Source organism: Chitinophaga sp. 05T412, assembly GCF_056396465.1.
Window position 1 is genome coordinate 119930 of the sequence record NZ_JBFTLN010000019.1, and the last position, 22545, is coordinate 142474.

Below are 22545 nucleotides of genomic sequence, written 5' to 3' on the forward strand. Positions count from 1 at the left end.
ATCGGCTGCCAGCTTACATCCATATATTATAAAGCGTATGAGTAGAATTATTAAAACGGGCGTATGCTCGTATGGCATGTCCGGACAAATTTTCCATGCCCCGTTCCTGCACGTGAATCCAGGATTTGAATTTACAGCGGTAGTAGAAAGAAGTAAACACCTGGCCCAACAACGCTATCCTAACGTAAAAGTATATACGAGCGTGGAAGACATGCTGGCAGACAAAGACCTGGAGCTGATTGTAGTAAATACACCCAACTACACTCACTTCGACTATGTTAAAGCAGCACTGGAAGCAGGGAAAAATGTGATTGTGGAAAAACCCTTTACGGTTCACGCCAAAGAAGGAGAAGCCCTCGCCGCACTGGCCGCAGAAAAGGGCCTGCTATTAAGCGTATACCATAACCGCCGGTACGACAGCGATTATAAAGTAGTGAAACAAATACTGCAATCCGGTCAACTCGGTGATGTACTCGAAGCAGAAATCCACTACGACCGCTTCAAAGAAGAACTGAGCTACAAAAAGCATAAAGAAGTTGGCGGCCCCGGTACCGGTGCCCTCTATGATCTCGGCTCCCACCTGATTGATCAGGCCATTACCTTGTTTGGCATGCCCAAGGCGGTATTTGGAGATATCCGCGTGATCCGCAAAGACTCCATAGTAGACGACTACTTCGAGTTAATTCTCTACTACGACAACCTCCGCGCGCGCGTTAAATGTAATTACCTGGTACGCGAAGCATTGCCCGCTTATCAACTGCATGGCCGCATTGGCTCCTTTATCAAAACCAAATCTGATATACAGGAAGCCCAGCTGCAAAGAGGCTTGTTCCCTAATAGTCCCGACTGGGGCGCAGAAGCGCCACATGAATGGGGACTGCTGCACACTGAGGTTGACGGAAAAGTTGTTAAGCAGTTCATACCTGGTGGCAGTGGCAACTACATGGATTATTACAATGGTATCTATGAAGCATTGGTGAATAAAGCCGCTAACCCGGTGCCTCCGCAGGATGCGATTAAGGTAATCCGTGTGATTGAAGCTGCTTTTGAAAGCAGTAAAGAAGGGAAAGTAGTGACTTTGTAGGAAGTCTTCCTAAAACATATTTGCAGCGTGTATCATTCACTGATACACGCTTTTTTTATCCTGCTACCGACAATCTACCCGCGTCATCCCGCACCACCAGGCCCTCTTCGTTGAGGAACTGCAATACATCCATCAGGTCACTGCGTTTTACATCGGACATTTTATTTTGGAGCAGACTAAACAGCAAGGGTTGTTCCTTGAGGAAGCTGATAACGGTGTCGGATATACGTTTAAATGCGGCAGCGTCTATCGGTTGGGCTTTCTTCTTTAAACAAGTATCGCAGACGCCACAGGGGGCGGCTTCTTTTTCACCAAAGTACTGCACAATTTGCTGCGTGCGGCAGGTATCACGGTTACGTACATACGCAAACATGGCATCCAGCCTGTCGGTGTACACTTTTTTCCGTACTTCCACCCGGGCCATATTAATGCGCAGGTTTTGCGATGACACCCGTTCCTGCAAAAAGGTGAGCTGTGGCTCATCGCGACGGGGGTGATATTTCAGTATCCCGTATTGATGGAGCTGTTGCAATTGCGCGGCGATGTCATCATCTTCCATCAGCATGATGCGTCCTATCTGTCTTTCGTAGATAGGAACAGCTGTATCGAAGATGCCTTCGTAGGTGCGCAGCAGCGTTTTAATTATTTCTTCGAGTGCCGGATACGCGTTTTCAAACTCGTAGAGGGAATCCTTATTGGTGACGAACTCCGCTCGGGAAGGCAGGAATACGCTTTCACTCAACTGCAATACGCCCTCTTGTTCCAATAGCTTCACAGCGCTGTAAGTAATGGTAAGATTCAGTTGAAAGGTGCGTGCAAAGTCGTTGATATCGAAATCGAAATACATGCCTTCGGCGCTGCCTACCGGCACCTGCAGGTAATTTACAATGGCCTGGTATACTTCCCGGATCTCCTCCAGGGTAGGGAATTGCAGGGCAATGCGCTCCTGCATTTCTGCCAGTTCATCTTCATTATACAGCAGTACGGCATATGCTTTTTCTTCGTTCCTGCCGGCGCGACCTGCTTCCTGGTAGTAGGCTTCCAGGCTATCGGGCATATCGTAGTGCACTACGATGCGTACATCTGGCTTGTCGATACCCATGCCGAAGGCATTGGTACATACCATGATGCTGGTTTCGTTGTTAATCCAGGCTTCTTGCCTCGCAGCACGTTCGGCCTGTGGTAATCCCGCGTGGTAGTAACTGGCGGAGATACCCTGTAACTCAAGCAGGGACGCTATTTCTTTGGTGCGTTTGCGGTTGCGGCAATATACAATACCACAGCCGGGCACGCGGTCCAGTATATGTTTTACTTTATCGATTTTAGTAGTTTCTTCCAGCACACTGTAAGAGAGGTTGGCCCGTGCAAAGCTTTTGGTAAACACTTTGGCGTCTTTCATCAGCAGCTTATCGCAGATATCTGTTTGTACGCGGGGGGTAGCAGAAGCCGTCAGCGCCAACACTGGTGCGTTGGGGAAGAAACTACGTATATCCGCAACCTGCAGATAGGCCGGGCGGAAGTCGTAGCCCCATTGAGAAATACAATGTGCTTCATCTACCGCTATCATATTTACCGGTAAACCATCGCAATAGGTTTGAAAAAGCTTGCTTTGGAGTCTTTCGGGAGATACATACAGAAACTTGCATCCACCGCGGCGGGCGGCTTCCAGGATTCTTTCCACCTCTTTGTATTGCATCCCGGAGTAGATCGAGTAGGCTGTAATCTCTTTTTTCCGGAGATTAGCTACCTGGTCTTTCATCAGGGCAATCAGTGGTGTGACCACCAGGCATAATCCTGGTTTCATCATAGCGGGTACCTGGAAACAAATAGACTTACCCCCACCCGTAGGTAGCAAGGCCAGTGTATCCTGTCCTGCCAGTATAGCGTTTACAATATCTTCCTGAAGTGGCCGGAACTGGTTATATCCCCAGTATTGCTGTAATATGGCTACGGGTGTATTCAAATAAAAATTTAATGGTTAATGCGAAGATACGCGGAAATTGTCTTTCCCAGGATTAGACTGATTAAACTGATTTTATTTTTTGATGATATAAAATAGAAAATCAGTTTAATCAACCTAAGGGCAAAAGTACTAGCTGATCACGTTCTTATACCGCAGCCGAACAGAATTAATAGCCAATACCACATCAGACAATCCCATAATACCGGCGCCCACAATAGGATTCAGGAATCCAAGAGCGGCTACCGGGATCGCCACAACGTTGTAAATAAATGCCCAGAAAAGATTTTGCTGGATAGTGAGATAGGTATGTTTTCCCAGGCCCAGCGCCAGTGGCAGGCTGCCCAGGTTATTATTCAACAGTACTACATTGGCGCTCTGCATGGCTACCTGGGTAGCATCACTGAGAGAAATACCAATAGTAGCTTTGGCCAGTGCCGGCGCATCGTTGATACCATCGCCTACCATGGCGGTAGGAGCGGTTTGCATAAGCGTATCTATTTTTTGCAGCTTCTGTTCCGGCGATTGTTCTGCATATATTTCTGTGATGCCCAGCTTCTCAGCCAGCTCCTGGCATTTACGGGTGGTATCACCACTTAACAAAATGGATTTAATACCCGCTTGTCGCAGCTGTGCTACCACAGTAGCTGCTTCCGGCCTGATTTCATCTGTAAAGTTAATCCAGCCGGCTAACTGCCCGTTTTTCACGAGGTACAGGTTATGACTGTCATCTTCCGTAATACCAGCAGTCATACGGAAGGAACCTAATTGCCATTCGTTGCCGGTTTTATCGTGGGCACGCATGCCTAATCCTTTGTGTTCCCGTACCTGCTGTAAAGGCAGTTCCCCAAACGTTTTCCAGGCGGAGGCAATAGCGCGTGCAATGGGATGGGAGGAATATTTTTCCAGGCTGTATACCACCTGTTTAAATGCTTCTTCCGACATATCAAAAAACTGGTATTCCCCCAGCTGCAACTTACCAGTGGTGAGGGTACCTGTTTTATCAAATACTACCTGCCGGATATTTTTAAACATTTCCAGCGTATGGCCTCCCTTGATGAGAATACCATTGCGGGCGGCACGACCCAATCCTACCATGACGGCGGCGGGTGTAGCCAGTCCCATGGCGCAGGGACAAGCAATTACCAGCACCGCTACACTCCGCATCATCGCGGTAGCGATGGTGGTATGTCCGATAAAGTACCAACCCAGGAAGGTGACTACGGCAATACTAAGCACCAGCGGCACAAATATGGCGCTGATGCGATCCGCCAGCTTCTGCATCGGCGGCTTATCAGCCTGGGCTTGTTTTACCAGCTCAATGATATAAGAAAGTACGGTATCCTTGCCCGTAGCGGTGATGTATACCTTGATACTGCCATCTTCCAAAATGGTTCCGCCTATTACCTTATCCTTTTCGTTTTTGCTGACAGGTGCGCTTTCGCCGGTGATCATGGCTTCGTTGGCATGGCCACTACCCCAGTAAATGGTACCATCCATGGGGATTTTATCGCCGGTGTTCACCAGTACACAGTCGCCCGTACGGAGGGTGCGATTATCTACTTCATGAATATGTTCATGACCATGATCCGTGTTAATAAGTCTGGCGGTGGTGATCTGCATCCGCGCCAGGTCTGCAATAGCGCTGGTAGTTTGTTTTACGGATTTCTCCTCCAGCATATTGCCCAGGAATACCAGGGTAATGATAGCGGCGGTGGTTTCGTAAAACATATAGTCCGGGTTACCATATATCACGGTACCTACAAAGCTGTATACAAATGCAGCGCTGGCGCCCAGGGTCACCAGCACGTCCATATTGGTCATACGGTTCATGAGTGCGCGGGCGGCGCTAACGCCGAAATGCCACATTCCCATGATATATACCGGCAACGTTAACGCAAATTGCACCCATGGCTCATGCAGCCAGGGCCAGCTTACCCACATGTGCAATAGCAACGGGGCAGTAAATATGGCGCAAAAGATAAATTTGAAAGTAAGCGTAGTATATATGGGCTGCTGTGTAGGCGCATCTTCCGGCAATACTACCCGGTAGCCCATCTGGGCGATTCCATTCAATACCTCTTTTGAATCCGCTCCGGCAGGCGCTATAAAGTGTACTTCCTCTGTGGCGAAGCTTACATTTACATCCTGCATTCCTTTTTTCTCCAGGTATTTGGATACATTCAGTGCACAACTAGTGCAATGCATTCCTTCTACCTTGCAGCTTATTGATGTCATTTTACAAAGGTACCCGATGATCGGATAGTCAGGGCAAATATTAATGCAACGCTGAAGCAGAAAAGCTGTTCCTTTCTCCTTATTTTTGAGGATGCAATGGACATTTACGCTGGATCAACTACCCGAAACAGCCCGGCAATTCTGGGAACATTTTGCGGATAAACAGGTATTCACACTGGACGGCCCCATGGGCGCAGGCAAAACCACGCTGGTAAAGGCATTATGCGCTGCCAAAGGCGTGAAAGACGCTACCGCCAGTCCTACCTTTTCCATCATTAATGAATACGCCTATGTGGATAAGCAAGGGCAGCCACGCCGCATTTTTCACCTGGACCTCTACCGCCTGAAAGACGAAGACGACGCCATCAGCGCCGGCGTAGAAGATACCCTTTACCAGGATGCGATCAGCTTTGTAGAATGGCCGGAAGTGGTAGCGCATATGCTCCCCCCGGATACCGTACATCTGCAACTGGAAGTACAGCCGGACCAAAAAAGGATCTTGCGCGAAATCGCTTCCTCTCCCAAATAACGTATCTTTGAATACTACGATATAAAAAACTAGAACAAGCATATGGAGCAGAGGCAAAAACCTGTAGTAAGTGCTGGGTTTACCTACTCACCGCTGGAGGAAACACTGGATATTCCACAGAAAAATTCCCGGCTGTTTATAGGTATTCCCAAGGAAACCTCTTTCCAGGAAAACCGGATCGCCCTTACCCCTGATGCAGTCAGCATTTTAGCGGCCCACGGACATCATATTGTGGTGGAGCATAAAGCGGGTGACGGATCACATTACTATGACACCGACTATTCAGAAGCCGGCGCCGAAATAGTATATGATAAAAAAGAAGTGTTTAAAGCGGAAATCATTGTAAAATCCGCCCCTCTGAACGATGAAGAAATTGAATTACTCCATCCGCATCAGATCGTGATCTCCCCCATCCATCTGGCAGCCCTGAAAGCGCCACAGGTAGAGAAGATGATGGATAAGCGTATCACGCTGTTATCTTTCGAAAATCTGAAAGATGATGCCGGTACCTATCCGATTGTGCGGGCCATGAGTGAAATTGCCGGAGGCGCCTGTATGCTCATTGCCGGGCAATACCTCAGCAACGACAACAAAGGGAAAGGCATTCTGCTGGGAGGTATTACGGGCATCCCACCTACTAAAGTAGTGATCATAGGCGCAGGAATTGTAGGGGAATTTGCCGCCCGCACCGCCCTGGCACTGGGATCTTCCGTAAAAGTATTCGATAACAATATCTACAAGCTGAAACGGCTGCAAAATAATATTGGCGTACGTGTATTCACTTCCGTTATCCAGCCTAAAGTACTGGCAGAACAACTGCGTAATGCCGATGTGGCGGTAGGCGCCCTCTCTTCTCAAAGTGGCCGAACTCCTATTGTGGTCAGCGAATCCATGGTCAGCAATATGAAAGCCGGGTCCGTGATTGTAGATGTAAGCATTGACCGTGGCGGCTGTTTTGAAACCTCGGAAATCACCACCCACGAAAATCCGGTGTTCAAAAAGTACGATGTAGTCCACTACTGCGTACCTAATATCCCTTCCGGATTTGCCCGCACCGCCTCTGAAGCTATCAGCAATGTACTGATGCCTTTACTGGTGGAAGCTGCCGATGATGGCGGGTTTGAAAACCTGGTATGGATAAAACGCGGCGTACGAAATGGTATTTACCTGTACAAAGGCGCCCTGACCAACTACCACTTAAGCGAGAAATTTAAATTGAAATATACCGACCTGGAACTGCTGCTGGCGGTGAAAGGATGACGATTAGCTTTTAGCAGTTAGCTATTAGCATTTAGCAAAAATGCAGCGGAGATTAACATATATTATGTTCTCCGCTGCATTTTTGCTAAATGCTAATAGCTAACTGCTAAAAGCTGAATACTATACCTCCAGGCTATAACCCATCAGGATAGCGGCTATAATAATAATGCCCACTACAATTCTGTAGTATCCCCACATTTTAAATCCGTACTTCTTCACGGCGCCAATAAAGAACTTAATGGCTAACAGGGCTACTAAAAAGGCGACTACGTTACCGATCAGCAGCAATTTCAGGTTGTCCGGATGCGCCATCAGCAATTCCTTCCCTTTCAGCAGTTTATAACCGGTGGCAGCTGCCATGGTAGGCACGGCCAGGAAAAACGAGAATTCTGCTGCTACACTACGGGACAGCTTTTGTTGCATCCCTCCTACTATAGAGGCGGCACTGCGGCTGGTGCCTGGAATCAGGGCCAAACATTGGTAAAACCCAATGCGCAAAGCGGTAAAGATGTCTATTTTCTCTTCTGTGATAATGGTAGGCTCTTTAAACCAGTTGTCTACAAACAACAATACAATACCGCCCACCAGCAAAGAGATACCTACGGTAAGCGGACTTTCCAGCAGGGCGTCTATTTTTTTACTAAAGAGGAAACCCAATATCAGCGCGGGGATAACGGCAACCGCCAGTTTCAGGTAGAAGTTAAAGCGGTTTTTATCGAATACGAAAAATTTTCTCCAATAGAATACCACAACGGCCAGGATGGCGCCCAGCTGAATCACCACTTCAAATAATTTGGTGAATTCATCTTTACCGATTCCCAGCAGTGAGCTCACAATGATCATGTGACCGGTGGAGGAAATGGGCAGGAATTCTGTAAGCCCCTCTACGATGGCAATGATAATAGCCTGAAAAACGTTCATCGAATTTAATATGGTTAAAAGTGAAAAAAAAAGCGATGATTGCTCATCGCTGTAAGAATACTTTTATAGGAACGGATTAAGCATTCGTTTTTGGACGACGCATAATCGCATATACTTCGATCAGCAAACCCAGTACTATCACGGTAGGCGCCAGGGTAATTCTGCGAAAGCTATACACTTCCTCTGGTTTAAAGCTGTTAGGATCATTGGAATCGCCTCCCATCATCAGGAGAAAACCCAGAACAATCACCACAATACCAGCCAGCATAAATTTATAATTCTCTTTTGGGAAAATAGGGCGGCTGTTGGCCAATGCATCATTTGATGCTGGATTTGCGCTAGTTTTAGCCATAGTGTTTGGTATTATATCTTCAGTTAAAGATGTCTAAAATTAATAAAGATCGTCCAGTTTCAGGCGCAAATACTTCATCACAGAGCGATGGGTACTCACCAGGGAAATACAGATACCGATCAGGATCATGCCTGCGAACATCAAGCCAATCATCACATTGTCGCGTAAGCCCGCCAGTTCAGGCAGCAGTTTATCCGCTAATGACATGATGCCTACCAGTCCGGCAATGGCAATCAACGCCGCAATAGCGCCATTGGCAATACTGCGTAAATCGAATGGCTTGGCAATAAACCACCGGGTAGCCCCCACCATTTGCATGGTTTTAATGAGGAAGCGGTTACTGAACATGGCCAAACGGATGGTATTGTCTATCAGGAATATTACCACCAGGCACAACAGACCGCTGATAATAAGGATGATCAAACCAATCCTGTTCACGTTTTCATTCAGCTTGCTCACCAGCATCCGCTGATAGGAGATTTCCCTTACAATGCTTTGCTGGGAGAGATTATTTTCAATAATCTTCAAACTATCATTATTCACATAATTGGCGTTGGCCTTTATGTTAATGCTGCTATAAAGCGGATTATATTGTAACAGGGTGATAAAGTCCTCCCCGAAATCCTTCTTAAAACGTTGGGCCGCCATGTCTTTAGACACATACTCAATAGACTTGATGTATGGTTTGTGGGCCATAGAATCGCGCAGGGCGAGTGCCTGGCTTTCTTTTACATTATCTCTCAGAATCACCTGTACCTCAATGCTTTCCTTAAAATACACGCTCAATTTATTGGCATGTATGACCACCAGACCCAATGTGCCCAGTAAAAACAATACCAGTGCTACACCAATGATGGAGTACAGGTAGGATGGTTTCGACTTCTTTGCTGATGATTTCCCGGATTGCGCCATTAATCTGCAGTTTATCGGCGAAAATAATAAAAATTAGTAGTTATGTGTTTAATTTTGCCAACCGAGCTTGGCAAACCTGCTCACCCGGGCAATAAAATGGCAATATATAGAGATGTTGGGGAATGACATTGGCGTATTAATGAATTTAACATTATTTTGCTGAACCGGCATTATGACAATTTTTTAAATTATAACTGATAACGCCTTCTTCACCGGATGTATTGTTCATATCCGGCTAATTAAGGCCATCTACAACCGATATATGGAATACAATTTCAGGGCAATCGAAAAAAAATGGCAGGAACAGTGGGAGCAATCGCATGCTTACCGCGTTAGCAATGACAGTCCAAAGCCCAAATGTTACGTACTGGACATGTTCCCCTATCCCTCCGGAGCGGGTCTTCACGTAGGACACCCCCTGGGCTATATTGCAACAGACATCTATGCGCGCTATAAAAGACTAAAAGGCTTTAACGTGCTACATACCATGGGGTATGACGCCTTTGGCCTGCCTACAGAGCAATATGCCCTGGAAACCGGTCAGCACCCGGCAGTTACCACCGAACAAAATATCAAAGCATTCCGCGAACAGCTGAATAATATCGGCTTCTGCTACGACTGGGAACGCGAGGTTACCACCAGCGACCCTTCCTATTATAAATGGACACAGTGGATATTCCTGCAAATCTTCGAAAGCTGGTATAACCGCGACACCCAGAAAGCTGAACCTATCAGCACCCTGACCAGCATCTTTGAACAAAATGGCAATGCCGGGCATATTTGTCCGGGCGACCGCACCATCCAGTTCACCGCCGCCGAATGGAAAAGCTATGGAGAAACGGAACAACGCAATATATTAATGCAATACCGCCTGGCCTACCTGGCGCACGCCGAAGTAAACTGGTGTGCCGCACTGGGTACGGTATTGGCAAACGACGAGGTAGTAAACGGCGTCAGCGAACGCGGTGGCTACCCCGTAGTGAAAAAGAAAATGAGCCAGTGGTTCCTGCGTATCACCGAATACGCCAACCGCTTGCTGGAAGGCCTGGAAACAGTATCCTTCAGCGATGCTATGAAAGAAATGCAACGCAACTGGATCGGTAAAAGCCAAGGCGCTGAAATTAAATTCGCGCTGAAAAACAGCACCGAAAACATCGAAGTATATACTACCCGCCCGGATACCATCTTCGGCGTAGACTTCATGGTGCTGGCGCCAGAACACGACCTGGTAAAATCTATCACCTCTCCGGCACAACAGGGTGAAATAGATAAATACCTCGAATACGTTCAAAGCCGCTCTGAGCGCGAACGTATGGCCGATGTAAAACAAATCACCGGCTGCTTTACCGGCGCCTATGCCATCAATCCATTCGATGGCCGCGAAATTCCGGTATGGATTGCGGAATACGTGCTGGCAGGTTACGGCACCGGCGCCATCATGGCCGTACCATGCGGCGACCAGCGCGACTTTGGCTTCGCCAAACACTTCAACATCCCGATCACTAACATCATCGGTGATGCCTTTAACGGAGAAGAAGCCAATGCCACCAAAGACGCCAAACTGCAAAACAGCGGCTTCCTCAATGGTACCGATATGAAAACCGCTACTGACATCGTGATCAGCAAGCTGGAAGAAATGGGTATCGGCAAACGCAAAATCAATTATAAAATGCGGGATGCCGGCTTTAGCCGCCAACGCTACTGGGGCGAGCCATTCCCTATCGTTTATAAAGATGGTATTCCTTACGCCATGGACGAAAAAGACCTGCCGTTGGAATTGCCTCACGTAGAAAACTATAAACCCGGCGCAGAAGGCGAAGGCCCACTGGCCAACATCACCGATTGGGTAAATGTAGCGCCCGGCGTAAAACGCGAAACCAACACCATGCCTGGCTATGCCGGCAGCAGCTGGTACTTCCTGCGTTACATGGACCCACACAACAAACACACATTTGCGGATCGCAAAGCCACCGACTACTGGAACCAGGTAGACGTATACGTTGGTGGTACCGAACATGCCGTAGGTCACCTGCTCTACTCCCGTATGTGGACAAAAGTGCTGTACGACCTCGGACATATTGGTTTCCAGGAACCATTCAAATCACTGATCAACCAGGGGATGATTGGCGGCAGTTCCCGTTTGGTATACCGCGTTCGTGGTACTCACCAGTATGTTTCTCATGGATTGAAAGATCAATACGAAACAGATGAACTGCACGTAGACGTAAACATCGTAGATGGTGTAGAACTGGATACCGAAGCCTTCAAAAAATGGAAGCCTGACTTCGCAGATGCTACCTTCCTCCTCGAAGATGGCAAATATATCTGCGGTGTTCAGCTGGAAAAAATGAGTAAGCGTTTATTCAATACCGTTAATCCAAACGACCTGGTAGAGAAATACGGCGCTGATACTTTCCGGATGTACGAAATGTTCCTCGGACCCGTAGAACAATCCAAACCGTGGGATACCAAAGGGATTGAAGGAGTACACCGCTTCCTCAAAAAACTGTGGCGCCTGTTTGCCGATGAGCAAAAAGGTATTCTCGTGAATGAGCAGGTTCCTACACCAGATGAGTTGAAAATACTGCATAAAACCATTCAGAAAATAGATCATGATACCAATGGCTTCTCCTATAACACGGCAGTAAGTCAGTTTATGATCTGTGTAAATGAGCTGGCTACCCTGCGTTGTCATAAACGCGCTATACTGGAGCCATTGCTGATATTGCTCACACCGTATGCGCCTCACCTCTGCGAAGAATTATGGCAATACATCGGCAACAACGAAAGTATTTTGAATGCCTTGTTCCCGATATACAATGAGGAATACACCAAAGAAAGTGCGTTCAATTACCCGGTAGCTATCAACGGCAAAACCCGTTCTGAGATGGGATTCCCGCTGGATGCAGCCATTCCTGATATCGAACAGGCAGTACTGGCAAATGAAGTGGTGCAAAAGTGGATGGAAGGAAAAGCACCTAAAAAGGTGATTATTGTGAAAGGAAAGATGATCAACGTAGTGGTCTAATTGCTACGGATTGATTAAGACATAAAGGCTGTTCTGCAAGAAATGTAGAACAGCCTTTTTTATAATTTACACCTACCTCATCCTACTCCACCCATACCTGCCATAATCAATCCACAGGTAGAAAACCCTACCAGCAAAATGATTCCGGAGCACAACAACAGCACCTTACCCATATGTGTATTTGAAGTAATCAACATCACTAACCCCACTAAAAAGTAGGCGCCTGCCACCAGCAGCATGAGTACACCGGCACCAAGAATAGCTTCTCCACCACTCAGGCAGATAAGCAGTAATATCACCAGTGGCACACCGGAAAACAGTAATACTTCTTTAAATGTTTTATTCATACACTAAACAATTGAAGTGATCGAACGTTCCTTCTGCAGTTCTTTCAAGTATTCTTCTTTATCATCTCTATAAAATAAATTCATGGTTTCAAAAGGCACAATACGGCCATCTTTATGTACAATATGCACACATGATTTCTTGATGGCACGTACATCAAAATCATACGCATCCAGGAAGCGCATAATTACAATGCGGAACAAATTCGTATAGTCGAGGCCGGGAGCCTGCACCTGCGGTAAGCAGCAGAGTAAAGACTGCATATCATTCACCGCTGCATCAGTGGAAATACCAGTGCTGAATATTTTCAATACATGCTGGTGCAGCCTTTCATCCTGTTCATATACAATGGTATTTTTGGAATTATTCAGCAACACGGTAGGATCTACATAACGTGTCAGCGGATATACTTCTCCATCTATTTTCAGTGCGTATGCCATGGCCAGCGCATCCGGGTTACACGGCACCGGAATGATATCATTGGCATTCCAGATAGGCGATTGCTCCAGGATGCGTTGCCGTACTTCCGTTAACGTGATACGGTCGGTGGCCGGATCAAAGTCGTCGGTGCGACCCGCTACCTGCACTGGTTGAAAGGTGACCCCACGTACACAGGACTGCTTCACGGCGTAGTCAACAATGGCGCCCATTTCATCGTCGTTCAGTCCTTTCTGCAGCGTGACTACCAGCGTGGTACTAAGATTCACTTCATTCAGGTTAGCAATTGCCTGCTGCCGTATATCAGTCAAATCCTTCCCCCGCATGCGTTCCAGCACTTCTGGTTTAAAGGAATCGAACTGAAGATATACTTCAAAGTCGGGCATATAGGTAGCCAGACGGGCAGTAAACTCCTTGTCTTTTGCGATGCGTATACCGTTGGTGTTTATCATCAGATGCCGGATAGGCTTACGTTTGGCAATATCCAGTATTTCAAAAAACTGTGGATGGATAGTAGGTTCTCCGCCGCTGAGTTGTATTACATCTGGTTGTCCTTCGTTGGCCACAATGATGTCCAGCATGTGTTCTATCTCTTCCAGGGTGCGGTGCCGGCCATAATGTGGCGACGACATCGCATAACAGGTAGGGCAGGTAAGATTACAACGGTCCGTTACTTCAATCACGGTTAAGCAGGAATGTTGCTCATGATCTGCACATAAACCGCAATCATACGGGCATCCGTAATGTGTGCTGGTATTGGTTTTTAGTGGCGCCTCCGATGGCTTGTTATAGTTACGGGTATTTTTATAGTAATCGATATCTGTGGCAATCAGTACTTTCTCCTTTCCATGATGCGGACAATGCTTGATCATGAAAACTTTCCCATCTTCAAATATCACCTTTGCGTCTACACGTCGTAAACAGGTACTACAGATGCTCAGTGTGAAGTCGTAATAGGTGTAATTTTTTTCAGGCATAATGCTTTTGAATTAGTCGTGATGGAAAAAGAATAGTAGGTAAATAGTAGCAGAGTCCTGCCAGGCAGGCCAGCTGTATAGATCCCAGACCAAAGGCGAAGCGGTAGCCGGGCTTAATAAAATCAAGTAGAAAACGAAACAGCAGGTAAGCAATCATGAAAAGTTTAAATCGTCCGCCGTTGACCAGGGGCCAGCGTCGGCTGATAAAAGCCAGTGTTTGCCAGAGTATTATCAGGAAAATAATTTCATAGAGAGATACCGGATGCCGGAGCTGGCCATCGCCGAGGTTCATGCCCCATGGCAATGACGTGGGGAGGCCATAAGTTTCTTCATACACGCCCATGGAAAAGCAGCCTATGCGGCCAATGATCATGGCGAGTATTAAGGGATATACAAATAAATCACCGGTGGAGTGTCGCTCACCTATAGCTTTCTTGATCAGTTCAACACCTGCCAGTCCGCCGAGTAGTCCGCCTACAATAGTTTTATTTTGGTAGATGTATAACAGCGTGTTATTCGCCTCCAGGAGGCCGGGCGGATTTTCCAGCATTCCCAGCAGCCGGCTCCCGAATAATGCTCCGAAAATAGCCCCTATAATGGCCCAAACGCGGTTGCTGCTTTCTATACGGTCGCCTTGTTTCTTGCGCAGGTACAGAAAATAACGAAAGCCGATAAACATGCTTAATGTTTCTGTGACTGCGTGCAGTAGCAGTTGTAACGAAAACAGGTGGATATATACGGGGAACTGCAAGGGCGATCATTATTTAATCCACAAATTAATATTTATATTTAGACGAAAGTCAAGCTCAAAAAATATGTTACAGGAGGTTCTAAAGAAACATCAATCCGCCTTTAAGCCGGTTATTCCGCTTTTAGGAGATCATGAATCCCTGCTGGTAATGGATTTTACGGCCAACAATACTACCCTCACGAAGAATATACTGCAGGACATCAATAAGTTTAGCAGGTACATAGATAATACCCTTGCACAAAGTGGCTGCCGGCTAGGCATTGGCGGCTACGCAGAGCATCGCACTATTTATGCCGTAAGTCCTCATTTTGACGCCGGGGAAGAGCCAAGGCGGCTACACCTGGGCATCGATGTATGGGGAGAGGTGGGCACGCAGATATTTGCCCCCATGAATGCCCATGTACACAGCTTCCGGTTCAACGACCATTTCGGGGATTATGGGGCTACCATCGTTTTACAGCATCAGTTAGAAGGGCATCTCTTTTATACCTTATACGGGCACCTCAGCATCTCTAATCTGCAGGGGTTATATGAAAATATGCCTGTTACCGCAGGTCAGGCGCTGGCTCATTTTGGTACACCCACCGAAAATGGTGGCTGGCCACCGCACTTACACTTTCAGCTGATAGAAGATATGCAAGGATTCCGGGGAGATTATCCAGGGGTATGCCGGTATAGCGAAAGAGAAAAATACCTGCAAAACTGCCCTGACCCGGATGTGATTCTACAGTTGAATCAGTATACGCACTAGTTACCTCTCCATCAAAACATAAAAAAGGTTGCCGGTATAAACCGGCAACCGCTCAATTAATAGTTGGTTTCTTGATCTTTGTTATTTAGCATTTTGTACCAGCAAGCCATTACTGTAGCGAATAGCAGTAGTGGAAAAAGGCATGATCCAGATGTGTGAATCCGGCGTGATACTATAAGTTTTACTTCCTTCTGTTTTAGTAATGGTGGCACTGAATTGCGGATCGTTGTTAAATCTGCGGAGTGTCAGGTATACCAGCCCGGTACCTCTGTATTCACATCTTAATTCCCGACGTATCAATGCTATTGCTTCTGTCGGTGTTTTTGCTGTTACATCTGCATACAATTCAGGAATAATCCGTTTCCGACGCACCGTATTCAGCGCCTCCATGGCTTCCGGCAACTTACCTGCCCGTGCCAGGCACTCTGCTTTTGTATAGTACATTTCGGGAGTACGGATACCGCCGCCATTTACATCATCCAATCTGCGGTAGACTAGTATCTGTTCCCCAAAATTTACCAATGTATAATTCACTTTAAAGCGGGCATCCCCTTTATCATACTGAGTAGAGTCTGCAGGACGCAGCATGCTGATATAAAACCCTTGCCGCTTCACCGCATCTCCACCGTAATGAAAAATGTAATTTTCCGGACTCTTAAATTCAAAACGCGGAACGTTAATAGAAGGACTGTTGCCATCGGCCACCACTTTATTCTGATTATAGTAGGCTACATAATCAAAAAGCTGATTATTCCTGTTTAACGCCGAATCAGCATAAGCAGCCGCCTGATCATAACGCTGCATAAACAGGTTTACTCTCGAAAGGAAAGCATAACCGCTTGCTTTGTTAGCGAAAAAAACATCCTCTGCTTTTTCAGGCAAATCAGGGAGCGCCTGGTTCACATCATTTAAAATAAAATCGTAGATCTCTTTTACAGATAACTGCTTAAGTGACGCATCCGTATTATCTGATGTATTCAGCAATACGCCTCTGTCCTGTTCTGCGGTAGCAGCGTTATACATCTTAGCGTAACTGGTCACCAGGTAGAAATACAACATACTTCTGCCAATCCTGGCTTGCGCTACCAGGCGGTTTTTATCCGCAAGAGTACCGGTAGTGGCAGCCGATACATTGTTGATCAATACATTGTACAAAAAGATTCCCCTATAGGCATTATTGTATCCGCGGTCTGTAGTAAGAAACTGCATCCTGTCTTTATCTTCCTGCCAGTTGTAGTTGATGTTAGCAAGCGTCACCGCTGCCTGCTGACTTTTTACGATATAAAAATCATTGGCTACCAGATTTTGACTCTCATACTCAAACATATGTCCATCCGCGCTTTCTACGAGTGCTTTATAATCTTCAAAACTTTGCGGAATCTTCTGACCTTTCGGCACAATATCCAGGTATTTCCTGCAACTGATGGCACCTGTTACCACTGCTCCACATAGTATAAACTGAATAATTCTTTTCATATACAATTCTTTTCTTCCGTTGAATTAAAGTGAAATATTGAAACCGACGTTATAGGTAGGCATAATAGGTAAGGTGCGGTTAACACCATTTACACCAGAGGCTTCCGGGTCAATGCCCTTTCCGTTAAATCCAATATAGAACAGGTTATCCGCCTGCACGCGCACCTTCACATCTGCCAGCTTAATATGCTGTATCCAACGCTTCGGTAAAGAATAACTTAATGCCAGGTTTCTTGCTTTAATATAGGCGGCACTAACAATGGTATTATTCCCATACAGGTAGTACTGTGTATTATTTTTATCAGATGTTTCATCATAGTTCCAGGAGATACGCGGTATATTGGTGATCAGTTCATCGCCCGGTTTCTTCCAGGCATTTGAAATGCCGGCACCGGTTAAACTGTTGGGGAAACTGGAGATCTCATAAGGTACATCCATGCGCATCACATGTCCGGCGTTATATACAAACATGCAGGAGAACAGAAAATTTTTATACCTGATATTGTTAATCAGGGCGCCACTGAAGGTCGGCACAAAGGTACCGCTATAGTGAGCCAACTCCGGCAGATCCAGGTAATCATCAATCGCTTTTCCCTGCTGATTGTAGATAGTTGGATTACCCAGGTTGTTTAAACCGGCGTAGGCATAACTATATAAACTCTTAAACGGCTTCCCTTTATAATAATAGCTTCCATAGTTATTGACGAGTTCATAAGCAGTTTGAGCGATGAAGTCTACCCTCGTTACTTCATTCTTATTGAAAGAACTGTTGATGGTGACATCCCATCCGAAATCACGCTGCCGGATCACCTGCGCTTTTAAAGCCAACTCTACTCCTTTATTCTGCATAGCGCCGTTATTCGCCATGGCTGTTCCAAAGCCCAGTGCAGGATTGATGGTGATCGTTGTCAGCAGATCATTACTTTTCTTATTATACACATCAACGGAGCCGGATATACGACCTTTGATGATGCTGAAATCAACACCGATATTGGTAGTCGTTGTTTTTTCCCAACGCAGGTTGGGGTTAGGAGGCGTGTAAATACTGGCGCTGTTGTTATTAGTGAGTGTATTTCTGCTGTAATTGGCCACCATAAATGGTCCTGCATCTCTGGCCACATTACCGTTAATACCATAAGAGGCACGTAGTTTCAGGATATCCAGCCAGGAAATATTTTCCAGGAATTTCTCTCTGCTCATAATCCAGCTTGCACCGGCAGACCATAATGGACGGTACTGATAAGCCGGATTCGTACCAAAAAGGTTAGACAGATCATACCTTATGCTACCGCTCAGCATATACTTTTCATTATAAGTATAGCCAGCATTTCCATAAAAAGAAAAATAGCGGTTGGTCGTTTCTCTCTGGTATCCCAGATCGGATGCGGACAGCTGAGCCCGGGCCTGATTCAGGCCATTAAAGGCATTACCAAGATCCTGCGCATTGATGGGTTGATAATTTAAAGTCAGCGGATCATAACCGAAATAAGCATTGAAATCGCGGTTATTCTTCACCTCTCTCGTTTCTGAACCAGCGATAGCCGTCAATTCATGACGATTATTAAATGTTTTGTTGATATTCACCTGTTGGCGGAAAGTGTATCCCCGCAGGTAATCTGCTGTATTCCGGTAAGCGTTGCCTACAGGCAATTTATACACCTTATTTTTATTTGCATCCAATGTAGAAAAGGTGTTGAACTTATTCCGCATGTAATAAGAATCTTTGTCTAGCAACTGCTCTGCTTTACTACTATTCTTCTCATACTGGAACATGACATCATAGTTCATCCAGGGAGTAACTTTTGCATTCAGCTTTCCATACACACGCGTTTTGATAGATCGTGTTTTAATGAGGTTATAATTCATTTCCTTCTCCGGAATAATTTCCGAAGAAAAAAGGTCATACTTCTGCGCATTGAGTTTTTCCTGCGCCGTCATAGACTCTCTTAAAGGAAGCGGATGACCATTATCATCGTAAAGCGACTCAAAAGGTAACTGATTATTGAGGAGGTAGGTACCTGCAATGCCTTCTTTGCCAGTGCTTGAACCAGGGCGGGTTTCATCACCATAGTTCAGGTAAAAGCCTGTTTCAGCGGTCAGCCATTTATTAACGGATAACGTGTTCCTGAAATTTAATCCCAGATTTTTCGTATTGTCGTTTAGGTTATATCCCTGCGAATTTTTGAAAGTGGTGGAAAAGTTGAAAGCATTTCCTGCGCTGGCTTTGGATACAGACAGGTTATACTGTTGATTGGAAGCGGTATGCATCAGGTGATCCAGCACCTGTTGAGCGTATACATTTTTACTACGCATAGCATTGAGCTTCGCATCTGCTTCTGCACGGGTGATTTTTCCTTCTACCGACTGCAACAGGTAATCCAACGCAGGAGTGATGATCCCTTTTCCATTGCGCAAATAAGCTACTTCTCCAAGTGGATCTGTTTTAAAGTTAGGATCGTTATCAAAAAAATCATAGGTAAGGTCTATCATTTCGTTGGCATCTGCTTTATGCAGATAGGAAAGATCGTACTTGGGTGTAAAAGAAAAATCTCCGGAGAAGTTAATCCTGGCAGCACCTGGCCGTGCTTTTTTGGTAGTAATAACGATCACGCCGTTAGCAGCTCTGGCGCCGTAAATAGAAGCTGCGGCAGCATCTTTAAGGGTGGTAATGCTTTCAATATCTTCCGGGTTAATGTCCGGCACTTTATCTACCAACTTCCCCCCATCATTATAAGCAAGATTTTCCACCGGGAATCCATCAATCACATACAACGGACTGCTATTGCCCACAAACGTGCTGGTACCCCTGATACTGATATCGCCTTTATAGCTTACCAGTCCGGGCAGGTTACCTTCCAGGACCTGCGACAGGCTGGCAATACGGCGGTTTTGCAGATCGCTGGCCTTCACTGTGGAAAAAGATCCGGTAGCGCGTTCTTTGGACAAAGTTTGGTAACCGGTTACTACTACTTCATTCAGCACTTTGCTTTCCAGTACTACATTCACAACCGGCAGTCTACCCAGTGTAATTTTCTTTTGCTCCATTCCGGCAAAAGAGAATAACAGGGAGACGGCATCGGCAGGAATGGTAATAACGAAGGTGCCATTGTTATCGGTAATGGCCCATCTTTTTTGTCCATCTGCTACCACCGTAACCCCAGGAAGTGGACTACCATCGTGATCTGTTACAGTGCCACTCACCGTGCGGGCCGGCACCTGTGTGCCTCCTTCCGTGATCATGGCAGGAGCGCCCAGGTTGTTCATCTGCATATCTTTCTTCTGGCGGGCAACAATGGTATAATGGTTTTTATCTACATACAAAAACAACAGTTCACCGGGATACAAAATGCTTTTCAGCACATCTTCCACCGGCTTATTTTTCACAGCCACCACATCTACAGCTGTTGTTTTATGTTTCAACAAACTACTTTCATAGGTAAAGGTAGTGCCATACAAAGCGGTTACTTTGTCCAGCGCTTCCTTCACCGAAACAACGGCCGGATGCTTGCTGGTACGATCTTGTGCAATGGTATGAATGCTTGTTAATAACAGCACACATAGGTACAGGAAGCCATACAGGCTTTGTCTGATACAAATCCTCATTGATCTTGGTTTTAGATTATATGTGTTTAATAGCCGCGCTGACCGGTACTCTTGAAGATCAGCGTATCATTGTTCTTTTCAATTTTTACATTCAGTATTGTAGATAATTCAAACAATACGTTGTTGACATTATTCAGCGGCAGTAGGCCATCTATAGTGCGATTAGCTACAGCAGGATCTTCCAGCAAAATGGTAAATCCATAAGTATCGTGTAGTGTATTAATAATATCTTTGACGGCAGTATGTTGTAAGGACATCTTATTTTCTGTCCAGCCCAATGCCACCTCCTTTTTAGCAGGTGCTTTTTGCAACGACTTGAGCTCCTGCTCATACGCTGCTTTTTCATTTGGTTGGAGTATTAGCACGTCAGCACTGTTTTTAGCAGATACCTTTACTTTTCCTTCCTTCAGGAAAACTTCTACTTTCGCGCCTCTTTCCTTTACATTAAAAACGGTACCCAATACTTCTACATCTACATTTCCTGCGTGTACGATGAAATTGCTGGCCACAGGCATTGTACGGTGGTGCACATCAAATAGTGCTTCACCTGTTAACCACACTTCTCTTGTACCTTTTCTCCAGTGATAATAGCTTAATTCGGAATGCGCATTCAATACTACTACTGTAGAATCGGGCAAGGTGACACGTAGTTGTTGCCCATAGCCACTCACTACTTTGTTCATTTTCTCCGGACGCAACAGGAACCAGCCGGAAATGGCTATCAACGGCGCCAACACCGCTGCTGCCGCCCAATACCAGCGTGTTTTCCGATATACCGGCACTATGTTTTCCGCCGATAATCCACGCTGTATACCAGCCCATACCGCAGCTTTTACATCCGCCGATGGAACAATACGTTCCATACTCAAAATGGCATTCATGGCTGCGATGGCCTGTTCCAGCTCCCGCAAATTCGGGGGCACACTATCCCGGTAGGCAGTCCAGAACGCGGTTGCTGCCGGCGTTGCATACTTCACCCACTCCAGGAAAAATGCATCTTCCAGGAAATCATCTTTCGTAAATAACTGATAGTTGTTATCCAAGTACAATCACCATTAGCGCCACAAAAAAATCATCACAGGAGAGTAAAAACCACCTCGCTGCTCCAGAACAGAACACGAAGAAGTCGCAAAACACCCCACTTTTTTTGAATTATTTTATAATTTTTTATTTAAAACTTATAGATACCCTGATTTTATTGATTTTATATCCGGAGATATTTTTCATATTTGTTATTCTCCATATGTCCAGTCACCAGCCCTTTGCAACGAAACTTTTTTTAGTACTTTTAACCGATCAACCCGTGAGATGGATTTTTCTGCAACTACCGATACTTCACTTTGGGAAGCATTACAACAAGGCAATCAACAAGCCTTTGCCACCATTTACGACCGTCACTTTCAACGACTGTACGAATATGGTATGCGCTTACATCCTGACGAAGACCTGGTAAAAGACGCTATACAAGAGCTTTTCATTAAACTCTGGACCAATAAATCCACCCTTAGCACTGCTGTAAATCCACGCCCATACCTACTCGTATCCCTGCGGAGTACCATTTATAACCGGTTGCGTCCCAAAAAAAATGTAACACTTGTAGCCTTTGACCAGGAGCAACACGACTTTCTCGCGCATTTCTCTGCCGAGTCAGCTTATATCAAAAAAGAGCAACTACAGGCACAACAGCAACAACTACTCGACGCACTCAACCAACTGAATGCACGACAAAAAGAAATACTATATCTCCGCTACTTCGAAGAGCTGGACTATGAAAGCATTGCAGCCATCATGGATTTGTCTGTAAAAGGCGCCTATAAGCTCTCTGCCCGCGCATTACAGAACATGCGCGATATCCTGCAAGTATCCACAGCCGTGTTACTTACCCTGCTGGCTAATTTCCGTATGGAAATGATGAAATAG

Annotated in this window: 17 protein-coding genes; 6 read left to right on the plus strand and 11 right to left on the minus strand. The window is 45.9% G+C overall.

All coding sequences use genetic code 11. From position 1 onward, the window contains the following. Positions 1-37 precede the first annotated feature (37 nt). The gene (locus AC1DFM_RS30990) at positions 38-1084 is read left to right on the plus strand and encodes a Gfo/Idh/MocA family oxidoreductase (RefSeq protein ID WP_477080662.1); all 1047 of its coding nucleotides are present in this window, start codon (positions 38-40) and stop codon (positions 1082-1084) included. Positions 1085-1139: 55 nt separating this feature from the next. Here the strand turns inward: AC1DFM_RS30990 and AC1DFM_RS30995 are convergent, their stop codons facing one another. Further along, on the minus strand, positions 1140-3047 hold the full coding sequence (locus AC1DFM_RS30995) for a RecQ family ATP-dependent DNA helicase (RefSeq protein WP_477080663.1): 1908 nt from the start codon (positions 3045-3047) through the stop codon (positions 1140-1142). Positions 3048-3176: 129 nt separating this feature from the next. Continuing rightward, on the minus strand, positions 3177-5282 hold the full coding sequence (locus tag AC1DFM_RS31000) for a heavy metal translocating P-type ATPase (protein ID WP_477080664.1): 2106 nt from the start codon (positions 5280-5282) through the stop codon (positions 3177-3179). A 91-nt stretch (positions 5283-5373) separates the two neighbouring features. On the opposite strand from AC1DFM_RS31000, the gene tsaE reads away from it, so the two are divergent. Together tsaE and AC1DFM_RS31010 are read left to right on the plus strand one after the other, a co-directional pair. After that, entirely contained in the window at positions 5374-5811 is a 438-nt protein-coding gene (gene tsaE, locus AC1DFM_RS31005; protein WP_477080665.1) for a tRNA (adenosine(37)-N6)-threonylcarbamoyltransferase complex ATPase subunit type 1 TsaE, read from the plus strand. A 42-nt stretch (positions 5812-5853) separates the two neighbouring features. After that, positions 5854-7071 (plus strand): alanine dehydrogenase, encoded by a 1218-nt coding sequence (locus tag AC1DFM_RS31010; protein ID WP_079473555.1) that lies wholly within the window; start codon positions 5854-5856, stop codon positions 7069-7071. A 120-nt stretch (positions 7072-7191) separates the two neighbouring features. On the opposite strand, the gene AC1DFM_RS31015 is transcribed toward AC1DFM_RS31010, so the two are convergent. The 3 genes from AC1DFM_RS31015 to AC1DFM_RS31025 all read right to left on the minus strand — a co-directional run bounded on the left by AC1DFM_RS31015 (position 7192) and on the right by AC1DFM_RS31025 (position 9256). Beyond that, a complete protein-coding gene (locus AC1DFM_RS31015) occupies positions 7192-7992 on the minus strand; it encodes an undecaprenyl-diphosphate phosphatase (RefSeq protein WP_477080666.1) in 801 nt (266 codons plus the stop codon). A gap of 76 nt (positions 7993-8068) precedes the next feature. Beyond that, complete coding sequence (locus AC1DFM_RS31020; RefSeq protein ID WP_477080667.1) at positions 8069-8344, minus strand: DUF3098 domain-containing protein; 276 nt, start codon at positions 8342-8344, stop codon at positions 8069-8071. A 39-nt stretch (positions 8345-8383) separates the two neighbouring features. Next, positions 8384-9256, minus strand: coding sequence for a cell division protein FtsX (locus tag AC1DFM_RS31025; RefSeq protein WP_477080668.1), 873 nt, complete (start codon positions 9254-9256; stop codon positions 8384-8386). 262 nt (positions 9257-9518) lie between these two features. Here AC1DFM_RS31025 and leuS point away from each other — a divergent pair, with 262 nt between their 5' ends. After that, the gene (leuS, locus tag AC1DFM_RS31030) at positions 9519-12284 is read left to right on the plus strand and encodes a leucine--tRNA ligase (RefSeq protein ID WP_477080669.1); all 2766 of its coding nucleotides are present in this window, start codon (positions 9519-9521) and stop codon (positions 12282-12284) included. Positions 12285-12361: 77 nt separating this feature from the next. On the opposite strand, the gene AC1DFM_RS31035 is transcribed toward leuS, so the two are convergent. From AC1DFM_RS31035 to AC1DFM_RS31045, 3 genes are read right to left on the minus strand one after another with little or no spacing between them, the layout of a single operon-like run. After that, positions 12362-12631, minus strand: coding sequence for a hypothetical protein (locus AC1DFM_RS31035; RefSeq protein ID WP_477080670.1), 270 nt, complete (start codon positions 12629-12631; stop codon positions 12362-12364). A gap of 3 nt (positions 12632-12634) precedes the next feature. Next, positions 12635-14044: a radical SAM protein gene (locus tag AC1DFM_RS31040; RefSeq protein ID WP_477080671.1), complete on the minus strand. Its 1410-nt coding sequence runs from the start codon at positions 14042-14044 to the stop codon at positions 12635-12637. Then, positions 14037-14795, minus strand: a complete 759-nt coding sequence (locus AC1DFM_RS31045) for a prolipoprotein diacylglyceryl transferase (protein WP_477080672.1) — start codon at positions 14793-14795, stop codon at positions 14037-14039. Before AC1DFM_RS31045 ends, AC1DFM_RS31040 begins: the two co-directional genes overlap by 8 nt. 64 nt (positions 14796-14859) lie before the next feature. Here AC1DFM_RS31045 and AC1DFM_RS31050 point away from each other — a divergent pair, with 64 nt between their 5' ends. Beyond that, on the plus strand, positions 14860-15546 hold the full coding sequence (locus AC1DFM_RS31050) for a peptidoglycan DD-metalloendopeptidase family protein (protein ID WP_477080673.1): 687 nt from the start codon (positions 14860-14862) through the stop codon (positions 15544-15546). An 81-nt stretch (positions 15547-15627) separates the two neighbouring features. Here the strand turns inward: AC1DFM_RS31050 and AC1DFM_RS31055 are convergent, their stop codons facing one another. From AC1DFM_RS31055 to AC1DFM_RS31065, 3 genes are read right to left on the minus strand one after another with little or no spacing between them, the layout of a single operon-like run. Continuing rightward, positions 15628-17022 (minus strand): RagB/SusD family nutrient uptake outer membrane protein, encoded by a 1395-nt coding sequence (locus tag AC1DFM_RS31055; protein WP_477080674.1) that lies wholly within the window; start codon positions 17020-17022, stop codon positions 15628-15630. Positions 17023-17046: 24 nt separating this feature from the next. After that, entirely contained in the window at positions 17047-20625 is a 3579-nt protein-coding gene (locus AC1DFM_RS31060; RefSeq protein ID WP_477080675.1) for a SusC/RagA family TonB-linked outer membrane protein, read from the minus strand. 26 nt (positions 20626-20651) lie between these two features. Then, positions 20652-21668 carry a FecR family protein gene (locus tag AC1DFM_RS31065; RefSeq protein WP_477080676.1) on the minus strand — a complete coding sequence of 339 codons (1017 nt, stop codon included), beginning with the start codon at positions 21666-21668 and terminating at the stop codon, positions 20652-20654. Between the two features lie 265 nt (positions 21669-21933). On the opposite strand from AC1DFM_RS31065, the gene AC1DFM_RS31070 reads away from it, so the two are divergent. Continuing rightward, positions 21934-22545 carry an RNA polymerase sigma factor gene (locus AC1DFM_RS31070; protein ID WP_477080677.1) on the plus strand — a complete coding sequence of 204 codons (612 nt, stop codon included), beginning with the start codon at positions 21934-21936 and terminating at the stop codon, positions 22543-22545.